At 40.0% G+C, this 19547-nt stretch carries 16 protein-coding genes; 2 read left to right on the top strand and 14 right to left on the bottom strand.

The features are described 5' to 3' along the window. Nucleotides 1-93: 93 nt before the first annotated feature. The 11 genes from L877_RS0102965 to L877_RS0103015 form a co-directional block, all read right to left on the bottom strand. Nucleotides 94-1269 (bottom strand): MalY/PatB family protein, encoded by a 1176-nt coding sequence (locus L877_RS0102965; RefSeq protein WP_026834830.1) that lies wholly within the window; start codon nt 1267-1269, stop codon nt 94-96. Between the two features lie 4 nt (nt 1270-1273). After that, entirely contained in the window at nt 1274-2428 is a 1155-nt protein-coding gene (locus tag L877_RS0102970; RefSeq protein ID WP_026834831.1) for a trans-sulfuration enzyme family protein, read from the bottom strand. A 685-nt stretch (nt 2429-3113) separates the two neighbouring features. Beyond that, on the bottom strand, nt 3114-4265 hold the full coding sequence (locus L877_RS0102975; RefSeq protein ID WP_026834832.1) for a GGDEF domain-containing protein: 1152 nt from the start codon (nt 4263-4265) through the stop codon (nt 3114-3116). Between the two features lie 144 nt (nt 4266-4409). Continuing rightward, complete coding sequence (locus L877_RS14040; protein ID WP_156922969.1) at nt 4410-4559, bottom strand: hypothetical protein; 150 nt, start codon at nt 4557-4559, stop codon at nt 4410-4412. Beyond that, entirely contained in the window at nt 4556-6286 is a 1731-nt protein-coding gene (locus tag L877_RS11890; RefSeq protein ID WP_051437634.1) for a GGDEF domain-containing phosphodiesterase, read from the bottom strand. Before L877_RS11890 ends, L877_RS14040 begins: the two co-directional genes overlap by 4 nt. A 135-nt stretch (nt 6287-6421) precedes the next feature. Further along, nucleotides 6422-8095 carry a putative bifunctional diguanylate cyclase/phosphodiesterase gene (locus tag L877_RS11895; protein ID WP_051437635.1) on the bottom strand — a complete coding sequence of 558 codons (1674 nt, stop codon included), beginning with the start codon at nt 8093-8095 and terminating at the stop codon, nt 6422-6424. Further along, the gene (locus L877_RS13325) at nt 8092-11223 is read right to left on the bottom strand and encodes a response regulator (RefSeq protein ID WP_051437636.1); all 3132 of its coding nucleotides are present in this window, start codon (nt 11221-11223) and stop codon (nt 8092-8094) included. Before L877_RS13325 ends, L877_RS11895 begins: the two co-directional genes overlap by 4 nt. A gap of 23 nt (nt 11224-11246) precedes the next feature. Next, entirely contained in the window at nt 11247-11588 is a 342-nt protein-coding gene (locus L877_RS11905) for an Hpt domain-containing protein (RefSeq protein ID WP_034784930.1), read from the bottom strand. Nucleotides 11589-11730: 142 nt separating this feature from the next. After that, nucleotides 11731-12981: a cytosine permease gene (gene codB, locus L877_RS0103005; protein WP_026834833.1), complete on the bottom strand. Its 1251-nt coding sequence runs from the start codon at nt 12979-12981 to the stop codon at nt 11731-11733. Further along, nucleotides 12885-13571, bottom strand: a complete 687-nt coding sequence (locus L877_RS11910; RefSeq protein ID WP_341349120.1) for a P-loop NTPase family protein — start codon at nt 13569-13571, stop codon at nt 12885-12887. The genes codB and L877_RS11910 overlap by 97 nt, the downstream gene beginning before the upstream one ends. Beyond that, the gene (locus L877_RS0103015; protein WP_084554743.1) at nt 13568-14035 is read right to left on the bottom strand and encodes a GNAT family N-acetyltransferase; all 468 of its coding nucleotides are present in this window, start codon (nt 14033-14035) and stop codon (nt 13568-13570) included. The genes L877_RS11910 and L877_RS0103015 overlap by 4 nt, the downstream gene beginning before the upstream one ends. A 268-nt stretch (nt 14036-14303) precedes the next feature. Between L877_RS0103015 and L877_RS0103020 the strand changes: the two genes are divergently transcribed. Then, nucleotides 14304-14651: a hypothetical protein gene (locus tag L877_RS0103020; RefSeq protein ID WP_207637219.1), complete on the top strand. Its 348-nt coding sequence runs from the start codon at nt 14304-14306 to the stop codon at nt 14649-14651. 23 nt (nt 14652-14674) lie between these two features. Continuing rightward, nucleotides 14675-15718, top strand: coding sequence for a type II TA system antitoxin MqsA family protein (locus L877_RS0103025; RefSeq protein WP_026834836.1), 1044 nt, complete (start codon nt 14675-14677; stop codon nt 15716-15718). Nucleotides 15719-15870: 152 nt separating this feature from the next. Here L877_RS0103025 and L877_RS11915 read toward each other — a convergent pair whose 3' ends face one another. From L877_RS11915 to L877_RS0103040, 3 genes are all read right to left on the bottom strand, one after another. Further along, entirely contained in the window at nt 15871-17751 is a 1881-nt protein-coding gene (locus L877_RS11915; protein WP_051437638.1) for a leucine-rich repeat domain-containing protein, read from the bottom strand. Nucleotides 17752-18360: 609 nt separating this feature from the next. Continuing rightward, nucleotides 18361-19173, bottom strand: a complete 813-nt coding sequence (locus L877_RS14605; protein WP_051437639.1) for a DUF3795 domain-containing protein — start codon at nt 19171-19173, stop codon at nt 18361-18363. A 183-nt stretch (nt 19174-19356) separates the two neighbouring features. Next, nucleotides 19357-19547, bottom strand: a 191-nt coding sequence (locus tag L877_RS0103040; RefSeq protein ID WP_026834837.1) for an integrase core domain-containing protein, incomplete at its 5' end; no start/stop codon positions are given.

The raw sequence follows: 19547 nt of genomic DNA on the forward strand, positions 1-19547 counted from the left end.
AATCACATTGCCGTTTGATTGATTTAAATCTTATCACATCCTGTTGAACTTGAAAATTTCGGAAGTCTTATCGTCTGTGATAACTGTTACTTATCACACTATTTTCTTCAGCCTTTCCATGCATTCTTCTAGAATTTTCCTGCTCGTAGCCACGTTTATTCTATGGAATCCCTCCCCGGTCTTTCCAAATATCTTGCCACTGTCAAGCCACAACTTGGCATCATATATTAATCTTCTCTCCAGCTCCTCCGGATCTATTCCCGTATCTCTAAAGTCAAGCCACATGAGGTAAGTACCCTCTCCGTGAATCACTCTCACTCCCGGAATATTTTCCCTCACATATTCCTTGACATATTCTATGTTCCCGCGAATGTATTCCATCATCTTCCGGTACCACTCTTCCCCATGTTCATAGGCGGCCTTTACTGAAACCAAACCCAAAACACTCAGCTGGCTGATTCCAACTGCATCAATCTGCTTTTTGATTTTCTTTCTGATTTCCAGATTGGGAATAAAAATGTTCGATATGAGCATACTCGCTAGATTAAATGTCTTACTTGGCGCTGTGCAAATAATCGATATATCCTCAAATTCCTTCTTCACCTTGGCAAATACCGTATGTTTTCCCTCAAATACAAAATCGTGGTGGATTTCATCACTTACCACAAGGACGCCGTGTTTGAGGCAAATATCACCAAGTTTTGTCAGTTCCTCCTCCGTAAACACTCTTCCGGAGGGGTTGTGAGGGTTACACAAGATAAATAGTCCGACATTGTACCTAACTATCTTCTCCTCAAAATCCCGGAAGTCGATATGATACTTATTGTCCTCTCCCAGATACAAGTCATTACTTACAACTTTTCTCTTGTTATCCTCGATAACTTCCGAGAAAGGATAATACACAGGTTGCTGGATAAGCACGTAATCGCCCTCTTCTGTAAAAGCCTTGACAGCCATAGCTAACGCAAATACAACACCGGGAGTCTTAACCAGCCAAGAGGGCTTGATTTTCCAGTCATGATGCTTTTTCATCCAATTTTCCAGAGCTGCAAAGTACTCTGATTTCACTTCACTATAACCGTATATTCCATGCTTTGCTCTCTCAATTACCGCGTCTTCTACGTAGGAAGTGGTCTTAAAATCCATGTCAGCTACCCAGAGTGGTAACACGTCTTCAGGCAATCCTCTCACCCTGGCAAAATCATATTTAAGGCAATCTGTTCCCCTTCTCTCAACCACTTCATCAAAATCAAGATTTCTCTCTGCCATGCAATCACTCCCTCCCACTAATAGCACTGAAGATGCTCTCCAATTCTCCAAGCAAATCCTCGATATCCTCAACTCCCATAGAGAGTCTGAGGGTTCTGGAAGTTATTCCATTCTTCTGGCGCAACTCCTCCGGAACATCTGCGTGAGTCTGAGTGACCGGATAAGTCAGAAGAGTTTCGACACCGCCCAAACTCTCGGCAAACTTAATAAGTCTAACCCTCTCCAGAATCTCCAGAGCCTGCTCCTCCGTCTGCAAGTCGAAGGTTATCATAGAGCCAAATCCTCTTGCTTGGCGCTTGATTATGTCATGTCCCTTGTGATTAGGCAAACCCGGATAATATACCTTGGTAACTATATCCTGTTTTGTAAGCCACTCCGCCATCTTTAGAGCATTGGACTGGGATTGCTCCATGCGAAGTCCCAAAGTCTTAATTCCCCTCAGTATAAGCCAGCTGTCAAAAGGTGACAGTCCCGAGCCCGTTGTCATTGCCATAAATCTTAGTTTCTCGATTATCTCCTCATTATTCGAAACAACAAATCCTGCAAGTGTGTCATTATGTCCTCCCAAGAATTTGGTGCCACTGTGAACCACCACATCTGCTCCCAAATCCAAAGGATTCTGAAAATAAGGCGACAAAAATGTATTGTCTACAATCAGAACTAGATTGTGCTTTTTGGCTATCTCAGATATTTTTGTTATATCTGCTATATTCATCATTGGATTAGTCGGTGTTTCAAGGTAAATTGCCTTGGTGTTGTCCCTTATTGCCCCCTCTATGTCATCCTCGGAACATTTTAATTGGGTAAACTCATAACCGTTTTTCGCAGAGACATTGTCAAATAGTCTGATAGTGCCCCCATAGAGATCTGTCTCCACTATAAAATGATCTCCGGGGTTAAAGGTCTCCATCAAAAGTGAGATTGCCGCCATCCCTGACGACAGTGCCAGAGCGTCCTTGCCGCCTTCAAGCCCTGCTACCACCTTCTCAAGTTGCTCTCTGGTGGGATTTTGGAGCCTGCTATAATCATATCCGGTACTCTGGCCCACTCCCGGGTGTGCATATGTTGCTGTTTGATAAATCGGAAAGCTTATAGCCCCGTAATTCTTAATCTCTTCGTCTTCTAAGTGAAGACATCGCGTGTTTATGCCTCTTTTCATGGTTTCCTCCTTGCATATCATAGTTTTCGCTTTAAACATTATTGACATTTACCACGATAACATATACACCTCATTCTTGTATAATTCATAGTATTTATTGTTTGTTATAAATAAAACTTATTGCAGTGTTTAAACAGGCTCTACACGGGCGTTTACAGGAAACGCATGTCGCTGGTCTTACTCCCTGCGGTCGTAAGACATTTAACAGGAAACGCATGTTGCTGGTCTCGTTTGGAGGTGATGAGTTAGCGTTCAGCATTTTGGGGTAAAAGTACGGCTAGATATCTTGATTATGCGAGTTTTTCCGTACTTACCGGCAATTGAGAATTTTGCGTTCAGCGTTTTTTGGGGGAATTACGGCTAGATTTCCTGATTTCGTGTTTTTTTCCGTACTCGTCGTGGATTGAGATGTTTGTGTTTGACGTATTTGGGGGAGAGTACGGCTAGATTTGAGAATTTTGAGAATTTTTCCGTAATATCTTAAAAGAGGTCGTGACAAGCTTCAGTGCTTGACCTGATAGTACGGCAAAATTCTAGAATTTTGAATTTATTTCCGTAATATCTTAAAAGAGGTCGTGACAAGCGTTAGTGCTTGACCTGAAAGTACGGCAAGCAGGGAGATCAACACCCACAAAAAAACAAAGCCTTCATCTGAAAGCTTTGCTAAAATATTATTAATTTGTTATTATCCACGGTTCCTGTGATAGATTTCTTTTTGAATATAAAGTTTCTCATCTGCCAGAGCTATAAGCCCTGCTGCTGTCATACCTCCCGATGTACAAATCGCACATCCATAGCAAATAGATATCTGCGGTATCAGATCTGCACATCGCTCCCTCAGGCTGTCTACTTCCTCCTGCAAAACATTCTGAAGATCCGTCTTTTCCCGCAAAATCAGGACAAATTCATCTCCTCCATATCTGGCGCAAAAACCTCTGTTTTTATCCGACACATTTCTAATGGCATCGGCAACAAGCTGAAGTGCTCTATCTCCAACGAGGTGGCCAAACTTGTCATTTACCTGCTTAAAATCATTAACATCTATCATATAAAGACTAAACGGCTTTTCCTCTGTGGCCGTATGAATTGCATCCTGCAAAAAAATCTCCATTCTCCGTCGATTGTTGAGCCCCGTAAGCGCATCTGTGTATATCTCGCTGTTCTGAATCTCGAGAAAAGAAAATAAAATCGCCAAAAATGTTCCAAGAGGTACAATAGGTGTAAGTGGAATCATCCCCTCCAAAACTGCGGCAATCGCAGGAAATATGATGAAGAAAAGTGGCAATCTGTACTCTTTCTTAATCTTTACTTCCTTATCCGAAAAGCTCTGAACATAGGAGTGGACACCACTTCCAAAAAGCTGCAAAAAGACTAACGCAAGGTGAAGTGTATACCAATCCGTAGTTTTATAGAATCCATTTTCGTCAATATAAAAAATAAAATTGGTAAATGCCGAAGACACAATAATCATAATGTCAACCGCCGCAACGATATAGTGTATTCTTATTAGCATCTTCATCTTCTCGGTATTCTCTTGTCCAATTCTATATATGACAAAAACACACCACCCAAGAATTAGGAGAGATACCGCCACAAGCCCCATGGTGCTTGTGATAATATTGCCGGTCACATTAAATGGAATCAAGCCGCCCTCTCCAAGCGCCCATATACCATCACATAGTAAATACAGTATATAATACAGAGCCATTCCCCTAAAATGTCTCATCTGCGTATCTGTACCAACATTTTTATTGGCTTTTATAATTATACCCACTGAGAACAGAATGCAAAAAACTTCTGTGATCACGTAGGGAATATATATTGATGCTCTATCCATAATCCCCTATCTCCTTTTTCATACCAATCCCATAATAAACTAGTGCAGTAACTGCCAAAATCATACCTTTTATACATATCTTAACACAAAAAGAACCATATCTCAATAATATTGATATGGTTCTTTTTCATGATAAGGATTTATTTACATACTCCAGCTCTGAGATACCATCTGCTGTCTTGTCATTCTGCTGTATATGCTATCTCGCTTAGCCAAATGTTTTGGACTTCCCTCTTCAGCCACCTTGCCGTCTTTGAGTACGACGATATGGTCTGCATTGGCAAGATGTCTCAAACCATTTCATTGCCATCCGATGTAACGGATAAAACAGCTATAGCTACTGCTCTTATCCCAGTTACAGGATTTATTGCTATTCTTCTCATAAATGTATGAACTGTTGTCCCATTAGGGAACGCCTCATCCACAAATAATCGCTTCCCGGTATTGGCACATTCAATCAGATAGGCCAAAAAGCTTCCTCTATGCTGTTCCGGAATAGTATCAAATCTCTCAAATTCTTTTCCCACATTTCTAGGAAATGTTCTCCGAGAAAATTCAAGATAAGACGCATTACATCTTGCGATACGTACAGAATCATCTGTAAGCTCCATTACCACCATAGGTATAGAGTTATAAAAGCGATCAAATTCTCTGTCTTCTGTTTCGAGCGCCCAACTGAGATCATACAAATTAATCTTACTGAGATTCTCAAAATATGGCATCTCCGCGGTGGATTCAAAATCAATATGCACACCATTATGCTCACAATGAATATATCTATCAACCACATTTTCAAGTGGCAATGGCTTGGTATAATAATATCCTTGAAGCTTAATGCAGCCGATATCCTGTAAGAAAGCCTCATGCTCCTCAGTTTCAACACCTTCACATACTGTATCGATGCCAAGATCGGTTGCCATTCTCACAAGATTAGACAGTATTATTTTTCCATTAATTCCATCACCAAACTTGTGAAGAAAACTCATATCAAACTTGATTAGATCAAACTCCAAATCATGGAGTACATCAAGAGATGAATATCCGCTTCCAAAATCGTCCATCCAAACTTTGAATCCCAGTTCTCTGAAACGATTTACCTGTAACTTCATATATTCAAAATCCGAAGCAATTATACTCTCAGTAATTTCTATAGTTAGCAAGCTGTGATCAAGCTCAGCTGCATCCATTCGCGCACATATCTCACCTACAATATCACAATCGTTAAAATCCGTTCTTGACAGATTTACCGAGTGTGTTACCGGATCTAGTCCAAGTGATTTGATTGTTTTAATCTTCTCTATTACCTGATCAACCACATACAAATCAAGCTTGTATATAAGATGTGCCTCCTCAAGTATATCGATAAAATCCGCCGGAGAGAAAAAACCTCTTTCTGGATCTATCCACCTTGAAAGGGCTTCTTCCTCACACACCCGTCCATTGATTGCTCTGACGATTGGTTGATAGTAAACATTTATCCACTTATTGGCAATAGCTTGATCAAGATGGGATATAATATACTCTTTTTTCTCCAAATCCTGCTCAAGTTCCTTGTTATAATATCTAATATCTGATGTATATGTATTTCTCAGCAAATCACAGGCAACTTTGGCATTATCACATGCCACAACGACATCTGTATTAGCGGAATCCACAACATATACACCCACTCTAAGTGGCAAGACACCCATCTTAGCCCTTTTTTTCCATGCTGAAAAAAGACGTTCTACTTTATCTTCAACGTCTTTACTGTTCGTCACTACCACAAAATGGTCCTGTATAAAACGACTACAATTCTCATTCCCAAACTGTTCTATGAGTATCGAAGCGAGAGCAATAAGCAGTTCATCCCCCAATCTGAAACCATGCTTATGATTATACTGTTTCATACCTGTGATATCAAAAAACACAATCGCAGGAGTATCTCCTTTAGCCAAAAGGTGATTAATCTCTGCTTCCGCTAATTCATAGAAATATGACATGCTTGGCAACCCAGTGAGATTATCATATGTTTTTTCCATACTTCACCTATAATCCTTCTTACTTATACTTTTCCTACTTCCCACTGTATATATATTATATGACATTCTTTGCGTGTTGTACATAGTTTTTGCTATTCTATCACATTTAAAATATCCCCCACAAATTTCTATTCATTAAAACATTTCTTCGAATTGCTGCGCCGGAAGGGGCTTGGAAAAATAGTAACCCTGAATAATCTGACACCCCATACTCTTCAACCTGTCATATTGGGCTTTTTCCTCCACTCCCTCTGCAACTACGGGAACTCCAAGAAATCTTGATATATCCATCACTAATTCGCAAAGCTTCAAACTCTTCTCATCCTTTAGCATATTTCGCACAAATTCCATGTCCATTTTAAGGACATCTACGGAAATAGTCGTAAGCATATTTAGCGACGAGTATCCGGATCCAAAATCATCCATCTCAATCTTGAACCCTATGTTTCTCAAGCTGTTAACCACCTCAATTAGGCGATCAGCACTGTCACAATATGCACTTTCAGTTATCTCAAGCAACAAGTCACTGGTTGTCAGACTATTTTTTTCTAAAATATTTAATAACTTGGCTTCTAGATCAGGGGCAAAAATATCTATTCTTGACACATTTACTGAGACAGGCAATCTAACTCCCAGTCTTTCTTTCCACTGTGCTATCTGAGTTGCTGCCTCTTCCCACACATATCGGTCGAGCTTTTGTATGAGACCATTTTCCTCGAACAACGGTATAAAGTCTCCCGGACTAATCATGCCCAATTCAGGGTGATTCCACCTTATAAGCGCTTCTGCACTTCGAAGAACCGGTTCCTCTCCATCAATGGCATACTTGGGTTGATAATATACAACAAAATCCTTGTTTTCTATGGAACTCTCCATGTCCCTTATCAACCTCTCATGGTACAATTGCCTATCGTGCGCCTCTCTGTCATAATATGCTATCTGACTTGTATAATCTCCGCGAAGACCATCGCAAGCTAGTTTGGCATGATCAAACCACTGTTCCGGTGGATCAGCTCTGTCCACATTTTTATTTACGCCGATGCGAAGTCTTATCTTGGCATTCTCAAAAGACACTTTCTCTAACTCCGCGAGAATCCGCTCCGCAAGAGTACAGTAATCAGACGTACAGGAATGAAATATATAAAAGATGTCAGCCGTACATCTGCTGGCAATCCCATACCCATCACCTAATTCCGCCATAATCATAGTCGCAATCTTTTTCAGGATATTGTCGCCCTCGCGTCGTCCATAAATCTCATTTATCAAGTGAAAATGTTCTATGTCCATAACAATGGCGTCCATCTTCTCATCGTTGTACTTTTCAAGTTGCTTGATGTATTCAAAGAAAAAATCTCTCGTATACAAACCTGTGAGAGGATCTGTTTCCGCCGAGTCAATTAATCTTTTCTTTTCGTAAAGATCAATTATTCTCTCACATCTTGCCAATATAACTTCCGGTACATTGTATGGTTTCGTGATAAAATCGTCCGCTCCCGCGCGTATACTTGCAACCTCTGCATCTTCTTCTTGGGTCATTATAATTACAGGTATTCGTGAAAATCTAGGGTCCGATTTACATATCCCAAGCATCTCTTCACCGCTCATGACCGGCATCATAAGGTCTAGCAATATAAGCGAGATGGTTTCTGCAGTTTCATCCAGAACATTCAATGCCTGCTGCCCGTTTTCGGCATATATCACATCATAGTCACTCATCAAGAGGTTTCCCAGAATCTCACGATTTATCCGTTCGTCCTCTACTACAAGTACCTTGCGCTTTGCTCTGACATTTTTTAGTATATCGCTCATCGCTCCTCCTTTCCGACCTCATCTCTGAGTCCTATCAACTCTTCAAGACATCCGTATAATCTCTCCGGTTCGACCGGTTTTGAAAGATGTGCATTCATTCCCACCTGCAGCGATCTCTGAACATCCTCATCAAATGCATTGGCAGTCAATGCTATTATCGGAACATTTTTCGCATCTTTTCTATCTAATTCTCTGATTGCCACAGTCGCCTCAAGTCCGTCCATCTCCGGCATTCGCACGTCCATCAGGATTGCATCATAGTAGTATTCTTCGCTATTATTAAACATATCAAGGGCAATCTTACCATTACTTGCAGTTTCAGTTATAAGCTCTTTTATAGCCAGAACTTCTTTCATGATTTCCGCATTTATTTCCATGTCCTCGGCGAGAAGTATTCTTCTTCCCCTGAGTTCTGCTGAATGTTTTTTTCTGATTCCCGCAGAATTATTCTTGCGGGCTATCCGCTCAAATTCATCCAAAACGTTCGATGCGAACAATGGTTTGGCAAGAAAACTGTCTACACCGGCGTGAAGTGCCTCATCTATTATTTCATCCCAATTAAATGAAGTGAGAATTATAACTGTCGTTTCGCTGTCATAGCGCTCCCTTATTCTCCTTGCGACCTCGAGGCCATCCATCTCCGGCATCTTCCAATCCAACAGAACCAAACCATAATGTTCCTGTTTGGTATGCGCTACTTCGATCATGTTAAGTGCTTCTTCCCCTGACAAAGCTATATCTGATTTGATCCCCGCCTCATCAAGTACAAGTCTGGCGTGTTCTGCTGCCACTTCTTCATCATCTACTACAAGAATGCGAAGGTCCTTCAAGTTGATAAAACTGCTGTCAACATTGGAATAATCGCAATTATTTAGAGTGACTACCACAGTAAACTCCGTGCCCTCACCTTTCTTGGACTCGACAGAAATAGTGCCATTCATCAAGTCAACAATGTTCTTGGTGATGGCCATCCCCAAGCCTGTACTTCCGTACTTGTTATTTCGACTGTTGTCCTCCTGGGTAAATGGCTCAAATATCTTAGGGATAAAGGCCTCCTCAATTCCGATTCCGGTATCCTTTATTACAAATCTAAGAGTACTTCGCCCCTCAAATACATTTGTTCGATCCACCTTGAGCGTTACACTTCCGGGGGCATCAGTGAATTTAATAGCATTGCTTATAATATTGATTATAACCTGCTTAAGCTTCATATCATCTCCGATATAGAAGTCGGCAACTCCGCCCATCACACTACACTCGTACTTGAGCCCCTTCTCACTACACTGGGACATGACCATAGTATTGATCTGCTCGAGCATGGATCGGAAAGAAAATTCCTCATTTCGGAGTACCATTCTTCCCGACTCGATTCTACTCATATCTAAAATATCATTAATCAATCCCAGAAGGTGTCTTGCACTCTCTCCGATTTTGTCGAGATATTCTCTTGTCTCCTCAGGCAATTCTTGATTCCTAAGAGCAAGTGAATCAAGTCCGATAATCGCATTCATCGGCGTCCTTATCTCATGACTCATATTGGACAAAAATACTGTCTTAGCTCTGCTTGCCTCCTCAGCCGTCTCTAATGCATCTGAAAGCGCCTGATTCTTGGCCAGAGATTCTCTCATTTCAGCATCAATATCCGTAAATCCCGCTCCTATAGCATGTACGATATGGTCCTCTCGTTCATCCGGTTTTCTCACACCAGCCATTCTGAGCATCTCATAAGATTCTTCTCCGCCTCTTCTGACAAGATATCTAATAGAAATTATCCGGTTTTTGTCAAGACTTTTCCTAATTTCGTCCGGATCAGTAAACTTTAGGAAGGCTTCTCTGTATTCTTCAGTAACATATTTTTCGGCATATTTTCTCAGTTTCTCCAAATAGTCGAAGCCCTCTTCATTATCAAGAATTCCATCCTCATCACTGTCATCGCTTCTGTAGCATATACCTCGTCTCGTATCAAGATTAATATAATACACACTTCGATAATCCGATGCCAGCGCAGTTATCATATTGTCCTGTCTTCGACTCATCTGCTCTTGCTCCAACAGTTCATCCTGAAGTGCAATCCTCTCCTCAAGCTCTTGCTGCAGCATTTCCGAGGTTTCTCTCTCAGAAATAAGTTTTACAGTATTTCTCGTCTGGAACACAAGATATATCGCAATCACAAGCAATACAGCTGCTATAATAAGAGATAATATAAAGCTTCTCCTTATTATTCCATCAGAAATATTATCGATCTGATCACTTATCACACTTTCGCGTATGAGATAGGTTAGCATCCAATCCGTCCCGTGTATAGGCGTATAACTGAGTGTTTCCTGAATGCCATTATATGTGAACGAAACGATGCCATTTTTATTATTGGTAAACTGCTCGCGGAACATTTTATAATTATATTCTTTGTCAAACTTAGCATTGTTCATTGATTTTAACAAGTTGTCTTCAGCGGACAAACCACCTAAAACCAGGCCTGTAAATGACATTCCATCTGACTTATATATATTGCAAAAAGTTGTATTATTGCTACTTGTCTGGAGTGAAATCTCACTGAGAAAATGGTCCATATCCATTTCCATAAAACAAGCTACAAACGTATTTCCACATAGATTAAGTCGGTCCACAGGAGCAGCTATAATGATTTTACTGTCCCCATTTTCAGAATTCTTAACTGAAATATCCCGTCCTGAGATAGTCTTATAGTCAAAGTCATAAGACTCAATATCTTTTCTGGTTCCGCGAGACGTATAGATAACACCATGTTCATCCACGAAGGCAAATTTTTCTAGACTATATAACTGCTTCATTCTCGCTTGATATGCCTGGAGTCTCTCCACAGAAGAGAGGTCTTCTTTCTCCAACAGTCCAACAGCTGTGTCTAGGTCATTCGAATGCCCCTCCAGAGTCTGGGCAACAACCTGCTCTCGTCTGCCGGCAAGCTCATCCAAATAAAGCAGACTTACATTTCTAACTGCCTTATTAGCATCTGTGCTTGCACTTCTTCCAGTCCATATCGTGCCTATTATCAATATGGAAGCCACTATTAATACACCCACAATTGCGGTAAATATAATCTTGTCTCTTCTCCTCTTTGTCCAAGGCGATCTAAATTTAAAAAACCCCATATCTATCATTCCTCATTCATACTTTACTTGCATAATTCTGACAAATCATCTCTTGCTCTAAGCAACTCATCTACCAATTTTTTGTAATCAGCATCCTTTCTGCTTCGCAGTAATTCGGTTATTTCCGACACTTTTTCAACCAATGGTGTCAATGACAAGTTCCCCAATACACCTTTCAGTGCATGCGCCGCCTCAAATGCTGCATCGAGATTTTCAGCCTCTATGGCATCTGAAAGCTCCTCGAATCTCTCTTCTGACGGCACAGTATTTACCAGTCTCAGATAGAGCTCCTCATTTCCCATACATACGGCAAGTCCCTTGTCTATATCGGCGCCAAAAAGGCGTAAATCCTCTAACGTAATCATACTTTTTCTCCTTTCGCAGGGAAAATCTCTCATTTTTTATTATCATATTTCCGGATTCAAATCGACTTACATCAAGAATATCATTTATTAGATTTAATAGATGGAACGCACTAGCCCCTCATAGGAGTTCTTATCTCATGGCTCATACCTTTATTATACTATCTGAATCCCTAAATTTCAAATAAAAAAAACAATATACCGCTGTACTTATCACGATCGAATTAATGGCGGCAATTCCCCATTTGACAAATATTCCGGTTAGCGCACCGGCAACCACACTTATTATGCTCCCCCACTTTATACCGGAATAAACCTCCTCTTCCTTTTCTCTCCGTTTCTTGCCAGTAAAATAGTCCGTTATGATAACTGCTCCAATCGGAGGCAAAATACAGTTTAATATAACCAGCCACTGCACAAAATAATTATAGATAAATATAGATGCCACTGTGCCAATAACTCCCGCCACAATAACAAGAGGTTTTTTGCGCACTCCTGTAATGTTTGAAAGGCCAAGTCCTGCACTGTAGAGCGTATTATCATTTGTTGTCCATACATTTGCTCCCAGCACAGCTAAAGCCGGAATAATTAGGCCCTGTGCCATCATAACATAAAAAATATCGTCCTTCCCCGTAAATGCTCCACCGACCGCACCAAAGGAAAACATGAGAATATTTCCAAAAAAGAATGCTTGTACCGTTGTAAATACAGCAATTCTACTGCTTTTCGCAAACCGCGCAAAGTTAGGCGTAGTTGTGCCACCGCTTATAAATGCTCCTATTACAAGCGACATCCCACTCACAAGCGAAATACTATCCTTACTTCTTGAAAAAATTATTGATAGTCCGCCAACGGAATTAATTGCATTTGTCATGGACCAAACTCCCAAAATTGCAATCAGAGGCACAGAAATGTAGCTTATTATCTCCATTCCCTTTATTCCAAAGTAAGCTGATGCCGTCATACATAATCCTGCAATAGTCAATATTACAATTCGATTGACGCCAAGAACTTGTGCAATACTGTCAGAAAGCATGGCAACGCCTACCCCAAACCATCCTATCTGCGTAATGCATATTACCGCTGATGTGAATAGCGACCCCTTCTTCCCATAGCACCGTTGTCCCAATTGATCAAATGACAATCCGGTGTTGCATCCTATGTATGCCAAAAAACCTGTATATACAGATAGAATGGCACTTCCTACTAGCACACTTATCAAAAATCCTCTGAAATCCAGACCATTTCCAAGGGTCGCACCTACCGACATGCTAGAGGAAAAGAAGGTAAATCCAAGCATTATAAAAAACATCGGTCCAAAGCTTTTTCTGTCCGACTTGGGCACAGCCTCAAAACTGTAATCATTATCCTCTTTGAGCATCTTATTTCCTCCCATTCGAAAGTTTCACTCCCAACATTGACCTTCCCCGTAAAATAGTTCGAGTAATTATCATAGGACAGAGCACAAAAATGCAACCTTTCAATAAGAGCATGAACTTGACTGGTAATATCTCCCAGGTAAATAGGCGAACCTATCCGGAAAATATGGATTTCTTTTCCTGCACCATACTGTTCCAGCAATCCATATATCTGGGGAAGCTTTGTTTCAGGAAAATCGATGATCCACTGCCGAAATTCTTCATCAAGCTCTTCTTCTACCCAGGGTATCTCTTCTCTCTTTTTTCCTACACGGGCTTTGGCTCCGGCAAGGCATACCTCCAATGGGTAATCTAGAAGAAAAACTGTATCGCAGGATTTGACACGCATCTCTATCGTTCTTCCATAATTACCATCTATAATCCAGGTATCCGTCTTCAGGATATCCATTAGTTTCTGATCGAACTCATCCTTGGTAATGGTTGTCCTGTCCGGCAAATGCCATATCATATCAAGATAATACAACGGAAGTCCCGTTATATCCCTTAGCTGTCGTGCAAAGGTGCTTTTGCCTGCTCCGGGACTTCCGATCACAATAATTCTCTTCATAATTCACACACCATAATATATTCTTCGGCATTCTCGTCCACAGTCTTGAATCCGACCTTCTCATACATCCGTACAGCGTAATTCGCTTTCTGCACAGCAAGAGACGCTTGCTTATACCCCTTCTCTTTGAGCAGTGCAAGCATCTCATTCATCATACGTGTTCCGATACCCTGTCCCCTGTATTCTTTATAGAGCGATATCGCAAAGGACGGTGTTTCATCGTCTACATGACCGTAATCATTCATGATCCGTGTCCAGACCGCTCCGATCACTTTGCCGTTATCATCCGCGACAATACAGTGATCCGCTCTGCCTGTTCCAAAATCCTCATAATATATTCTGAGCTCCGGTTGTTCTATAATCGATCTGTCCGGTGGCTTCACACCCTCTGGTATGAATATCGCCTCATACAGAAAGTCTCTCAGTATATCTTTTTCATTTTCTTCCATTCCACGTAGAAGCATTAAATTCACCTCGTTATTCTTTTATTTCCCAATGTCCATAGCGTAACATCCTCCTTTGGATAATAATATTATATACCATCCAAACAGAGTGTTGCAAATTTATTATACCAGTACAAAGATAACGAAGGCGAAATCGAAAGAGGACTCTTGACAAACTATCAATTGATGTGTATACTATCAATTGATAGCGAATATATCGAGGGAGGTGATTGAGATTTTTCTTAGTACGCAATCGAAAAAAAGAGAAGTCATCGCTTTCCTGGAAGAATTGAAAGAGCTTCTGGGAAAAGAGGATTTTAATATAGATTCTGATTTTACGCTGATAAAAAAGAAAAAGCCCAATGATGAAGAACACTCTACACCATATACACTATTGGATCTTGATTATGATACATGGGATGTGGTTGAGAGACTTAAAGAGCTAACAGTTTCCGAGTATTCCGAGACAAAGATTGACAAAGATGATTTAAATCCACCATTATTGTTTGTTTTCGGAAAAGACATTAACAGAAAGCTTGTTTATGTGAAATTAAAGATTAAGGGAGATCAGAAGCGACGCGTATTATGCGTGTCATTCCATTACGCAAGGGATCCTATGAAATTCCCATATGCGTAAACAGAAAGGAAAGGAGGCAAACTATGGAGGCGTGTACATTAATTAGAAAGATTCATATGGATTGTCCTTTGTGCGACAAAACACATGAAGTGGAAGAAAGAAAACGCTTTGCAACGATTACTCTGAAAGGGGATAAGGTAACCTATGAAGAGAGGTATTATTTTTGTGTAAATGCGGATGTTGAGGAAAATGAATTTGAAACTGGCTCTATGACAAATGAAAATCTTCTCAACGCTAGGAATGCATATCGTGTTAAACATGGATTACTTACTTCTGATGAAATCGTGGCAATAAGAGAAAGCTATGGATTGTCTCAAGTAGACTTGGCAAGATTACTTGGATGGGGAGAAGCTACAATTTCTCGTTATGAGAGTAAGGCGATTCAAGATGAGGCATATGATACTATGTTGCGTTTGATAAAAGATAATCCGCTGCAAGCCTTGGATTTTTTGAAGAAAAATGCGGGTAAATTTTCTGGTCCTAAAAGACTTGAAGTAAGATCAAAAATCGTGGAGAAGTTAAATTCATATGGAAAAGAATACCTGACACGACAAGCGTTTGAAGGTGAGTATGCAAGTTTTGAAGAACCCTCTGATTCAAATGGATTTGTTTTGTTGGATATAGATAAGCTTGAGGCCGCTATTTCCTATATAGCTGAGGAGGTATCAAATCTTTTCAAGGTTAAGTTGATGAAAATGCTTTGGTACGCTGACGCTTTATCTTATAAAGAGAATGGAGTTGCAATTACCGGATTGGTTTATCGCCATAATGAAATGGGTGCGCTTCCGATTGGGCATTATAGCCTCATGAATCTTGAAAACCTGAATGTTCGTGAGGAAGTAAGCATCAACTATGATTCCATGCTTCATATTTATCCAAGTAAGGGCATGGATTATAGTGTATTAAGCGATAAGGATAAATCTATTTTGGATGCTGTGATAAGGAAGTTTAAAAATTATAAGGCACAAGAAATCGTAGATTACATGCATGAGGAAAAGGCATATCAAGGAACAAATCCTGGAGAAATAATACCATTTTCGATGGCTAGGGAGATAAGATCTTTTTAATGCTTGAACACTTATTGCAATTTGCGTTTCCAATAATGAGGCACTTGCAGTGATGCGAGTGCCTTTTTGAATGGAGGATTTCATATGGGAATTAGCGGTAAGGAAAAAGCTCCCCTACTACAATATTAGTAGTGTGGGAGCCTTGCTCTGTCCTATTTAACTTTGATCTGCACAAGCTTAGTTGCTTTTTTGTAATTACTTGTCTGTGCAGCTGTTATGAGAATCTTGTACGTTCCCTTTTTAGCTTTCTTCTTCAAAGTTACCTTTCCGCTCTTTGAAACCTTGATGTATTTTCTAATCTTTTTACTCGTCTTTTTAACTGAGTAAGTCAGTTTGCCATCACCTGATGACTTAGCTTTAAGGCTAAAAGAAACTTTTTTCTTCTTAAGCTTCTTGGCCTTGTAAGACTTAATCTTTGCAACAGAGATGGTCTGGGCTTTCGGTTCAACCTTTCCCGCTGGAGCAATTTGTGCCTTAGGTACTGGCTTTGCTTTTAATTCTTCGATATCACGTACTTCTTTTGTTATCTTATTATCTTTTATATATTTATCAATAGCTGAACCCTTGGTTATATAAATAGTAGTTAGATTATTACATCTACTAATTATATCATAACCTATGCTTGTCACGCTTTTAGGAATTACTAAACTAGTTAGGCTTTCACAGTCATGAAATGCACCATCACGTATGCTTGTCACACTGTCCGGGATTATTATACTCTTTAATTTAACACAACTTCGGAACGCAAGTACACCTATGCTTGTCACACTATTGGGAATATTTATATCAGTTAGCCCACTACAGTCTGCAAATGCTTGATTACCTATACTTTTTACACTGCTTGGGATAATTATATTAGTTAGCCCACTACAGCCTGCAAATGCATTTATACCTATACTTGTTACACTGCTTGGGATTACAGTTGTTTTACATCCGCTAATCAATTCATTAGTTTCTGTCGCAATTATGGCATTACAATTATCTCTGCTATCAAATTTGGGATTATCCTTATCCACTTTTATGCTCGTTAAGCCATCACAACCACTAAATACATTGCCAGCTATACTCGTCACACTGCTTGGGATAGTTATATTAGTTAGCCCACTACATTCTGCAAATGCTCCTGCACCTATACTTGTTACACTACTTGGGATAGTTATATTAGTTAGCCCACTACAGCCTGCAAATGCATTTATACCTATACTTGTTACACTGCTTGAGATTACAGTTGTTTTACATCCGCTAATTAATTCATTAGTTTCTGTCGCAATTATGGCATTACAATTATCTCTGCTATCAAATTTGGGATTATCTTTATCCACTTTTATGCTAGTTAGATTATCACAACCATAAAATACATTGCCATCTATACTCGTCACACCGCTTGGGATAGTTATATCAGTTAGCCCATTACAGTCTGCAAATGCAGCTGCACGTATACTTGTTACACTGCTTGGGATTACAGTTGTTTTACATCCGCTAACTAATCTATTAGTTTCCGTCTCAATAATGGCATTACAATTATCTCTGCTGTCAAATTGGGGATTATCCTTATCCACTTTTATGCTCGTTAAGCCATCACAACCTCTAAATACATTGCCAAGTATACTCGTCACACTGCTTGGGATAGTTATATTAGTTAGCCCACTACAATCGTGAAATGCAAAATAACTTATGGTCATCACACTGTTCGGAATTTCTATACTCATTAAACTTTTACATCCCTTAAATGCGCTACTCCCTATGATTCTCACACTGTTTGGAATATCTATACTTGTTAGATTCGCACAGTCCTCCAATGCATAATCATCTATCCATGTCACTGGTTTTCCCGCAATTTCTGATGGGATTACAACACTTGTTGCTTGACGATCTAAATATTTAGTTATATGTACCTCACCTTCATCTTCTATGACTTCATACTCAAATTTTCCATCTTCCGTTACTACACTGGCATCTACTCTTTCTGTACCATTTAAACAAGTACATACTACCAACATCAACATTAAAATAATAGATAATACTCTCTTCATCTATGACGTCCTCCTCTTTTCTTAAGATTTTGTAGAGTTTATTTCACAGTAAAGCATAATTCCTGTCAAGGAATTATGCTTTACTGTATACTAGTATACAGGCCGTCTTGCTCCATCATAACTTCATCAAAAAACGCCACCTCCTTATCTCCAGATAACTATCGATAAAGAAATGGCGTATTTCCCCGCTTTCCAAAGGCCATAACCACCTTTATATTCTATTATTTAGCCGTCGATGTTCCCTAAAAGCTTTCACATTTTCATGCTTTTTCACACATACTCAACCGTTGCTAGTACATGTGAACTTATCTACTCATTTTTTTAATTTTGACATCTAAATGGACTACTCAACCCTATCACATTTTGACCTTTGGATAAGTTCTCACAGACTAATTTAAAGCCTGACTGAGTACCCAACTTGAATATCACAGAATCACAAATGCCCTATTTATGCAAGTTTTCAGAGCTCCTAATCCCCTATTTTAGACATTAATACTACCGTCTCGACTATTATACGATTGAGCAACACCTTGCCACCGTCTATAGCATCATAATCAATGCGGAATTTAAATCTGATTCGCCGGAATATACGGTCAAAATGCTAATACTTTATACTTCCTCCAGAATTCTCAACCCCTCTTTGTAATCCTGTCCGAGGATCTCCTGGGTTTTCTGAAAATCATACTTTTCATGCAGTCTGTCATTCGTCTTTAGGAATTCCTTTTTTCCATGCTTCCTGATATACAGAGCCTGTGCTTTGGCTGCATTCGCACCGTCATTTGAAGGAATATAGAACCCTTTTTCACAGGTTTCCAAATCATCACATGCATAACAACCGTCTATGCCCTTCCCCCTACAACACTTCACATTCGGACATATTCTGTTCTCAGAACAGGTAGCAAAAGAGCAAGTATTATACTCTGTTCTGCATGATCCGCACCACTCAGCCAAAAAGCAGTGATTACAGGAAAAACCACAATAAGCAACCGGATCAACGCCTTTCCTGGCAATCTTGCATAGTTTATTCTTGATACGACGCATCGCCTCAATATGCATAATCCAGTGACGACTGAACGGCATCTGGATCAGCCCCTTTAAATCCTTTCCGCACCAGTAATCTATCAGCCAAAACGCATTCTCGTCCTCGCTGACACATTTACTGAGGATCAGCTTTTCCTTCACATCGTCACCATATCTTTGTTTTGACTCTTTATATGACAGCCCATTAAGAATCTTATCCGTGGATTCTTTCACATCCTTCGCATACAGGTATAGTTCATTGATATTCAATTGCTTTGAAAACTCAGCAATCTCATTCCCCTGAAGTTCGTTGCCTGTGGTAATAATCGGTGAACCGGTACGTTTCAGGTAATCTCCGTCAAAAAGCACCTGACTGTCACCCTCGATCATTTCATGTGCCACAATATCCTCGATTCGGAAAATATGCCAGATAGAATAAGCGAGAGTCTTACTATGATATCCGTCTGCACCTGCAAAGGGTATAATGGCTCAGTTGTCAAGACAAAAATTTAATATTTTTATAATGAACTGATATGTTGACTGGTTAAGTGGGAGAACACCGTGTTGTTTCTCCCCGGATTTATATTATGCGGCTGCTCTGGCTGCATCCAAAAGCATTGCCGGATAGTATACCTCAGCAGGACGTTTATTGTCGATTGCCTGATGGCATCGTTCAAAGTTATAGGTGTAGATATATCTTCCGATGGCTTCTCTCGCTTCTTTGAGATTAGCATACTCTGTGAGATATGCTTCCTCGTACTTGAAACTACGGAACC

The organism is Eubacterium xylanophilum ATCC 35991, from assembly GCF_000518685.1.
In the GTDB taxonomy this organism is placed as follows: domain Bacteria; phylum Bacillota; class Clostridia; order Lachnospirales; family Lachnospiraceae; genus Eubacterium_F; species Eubacterium_F xylanophilum.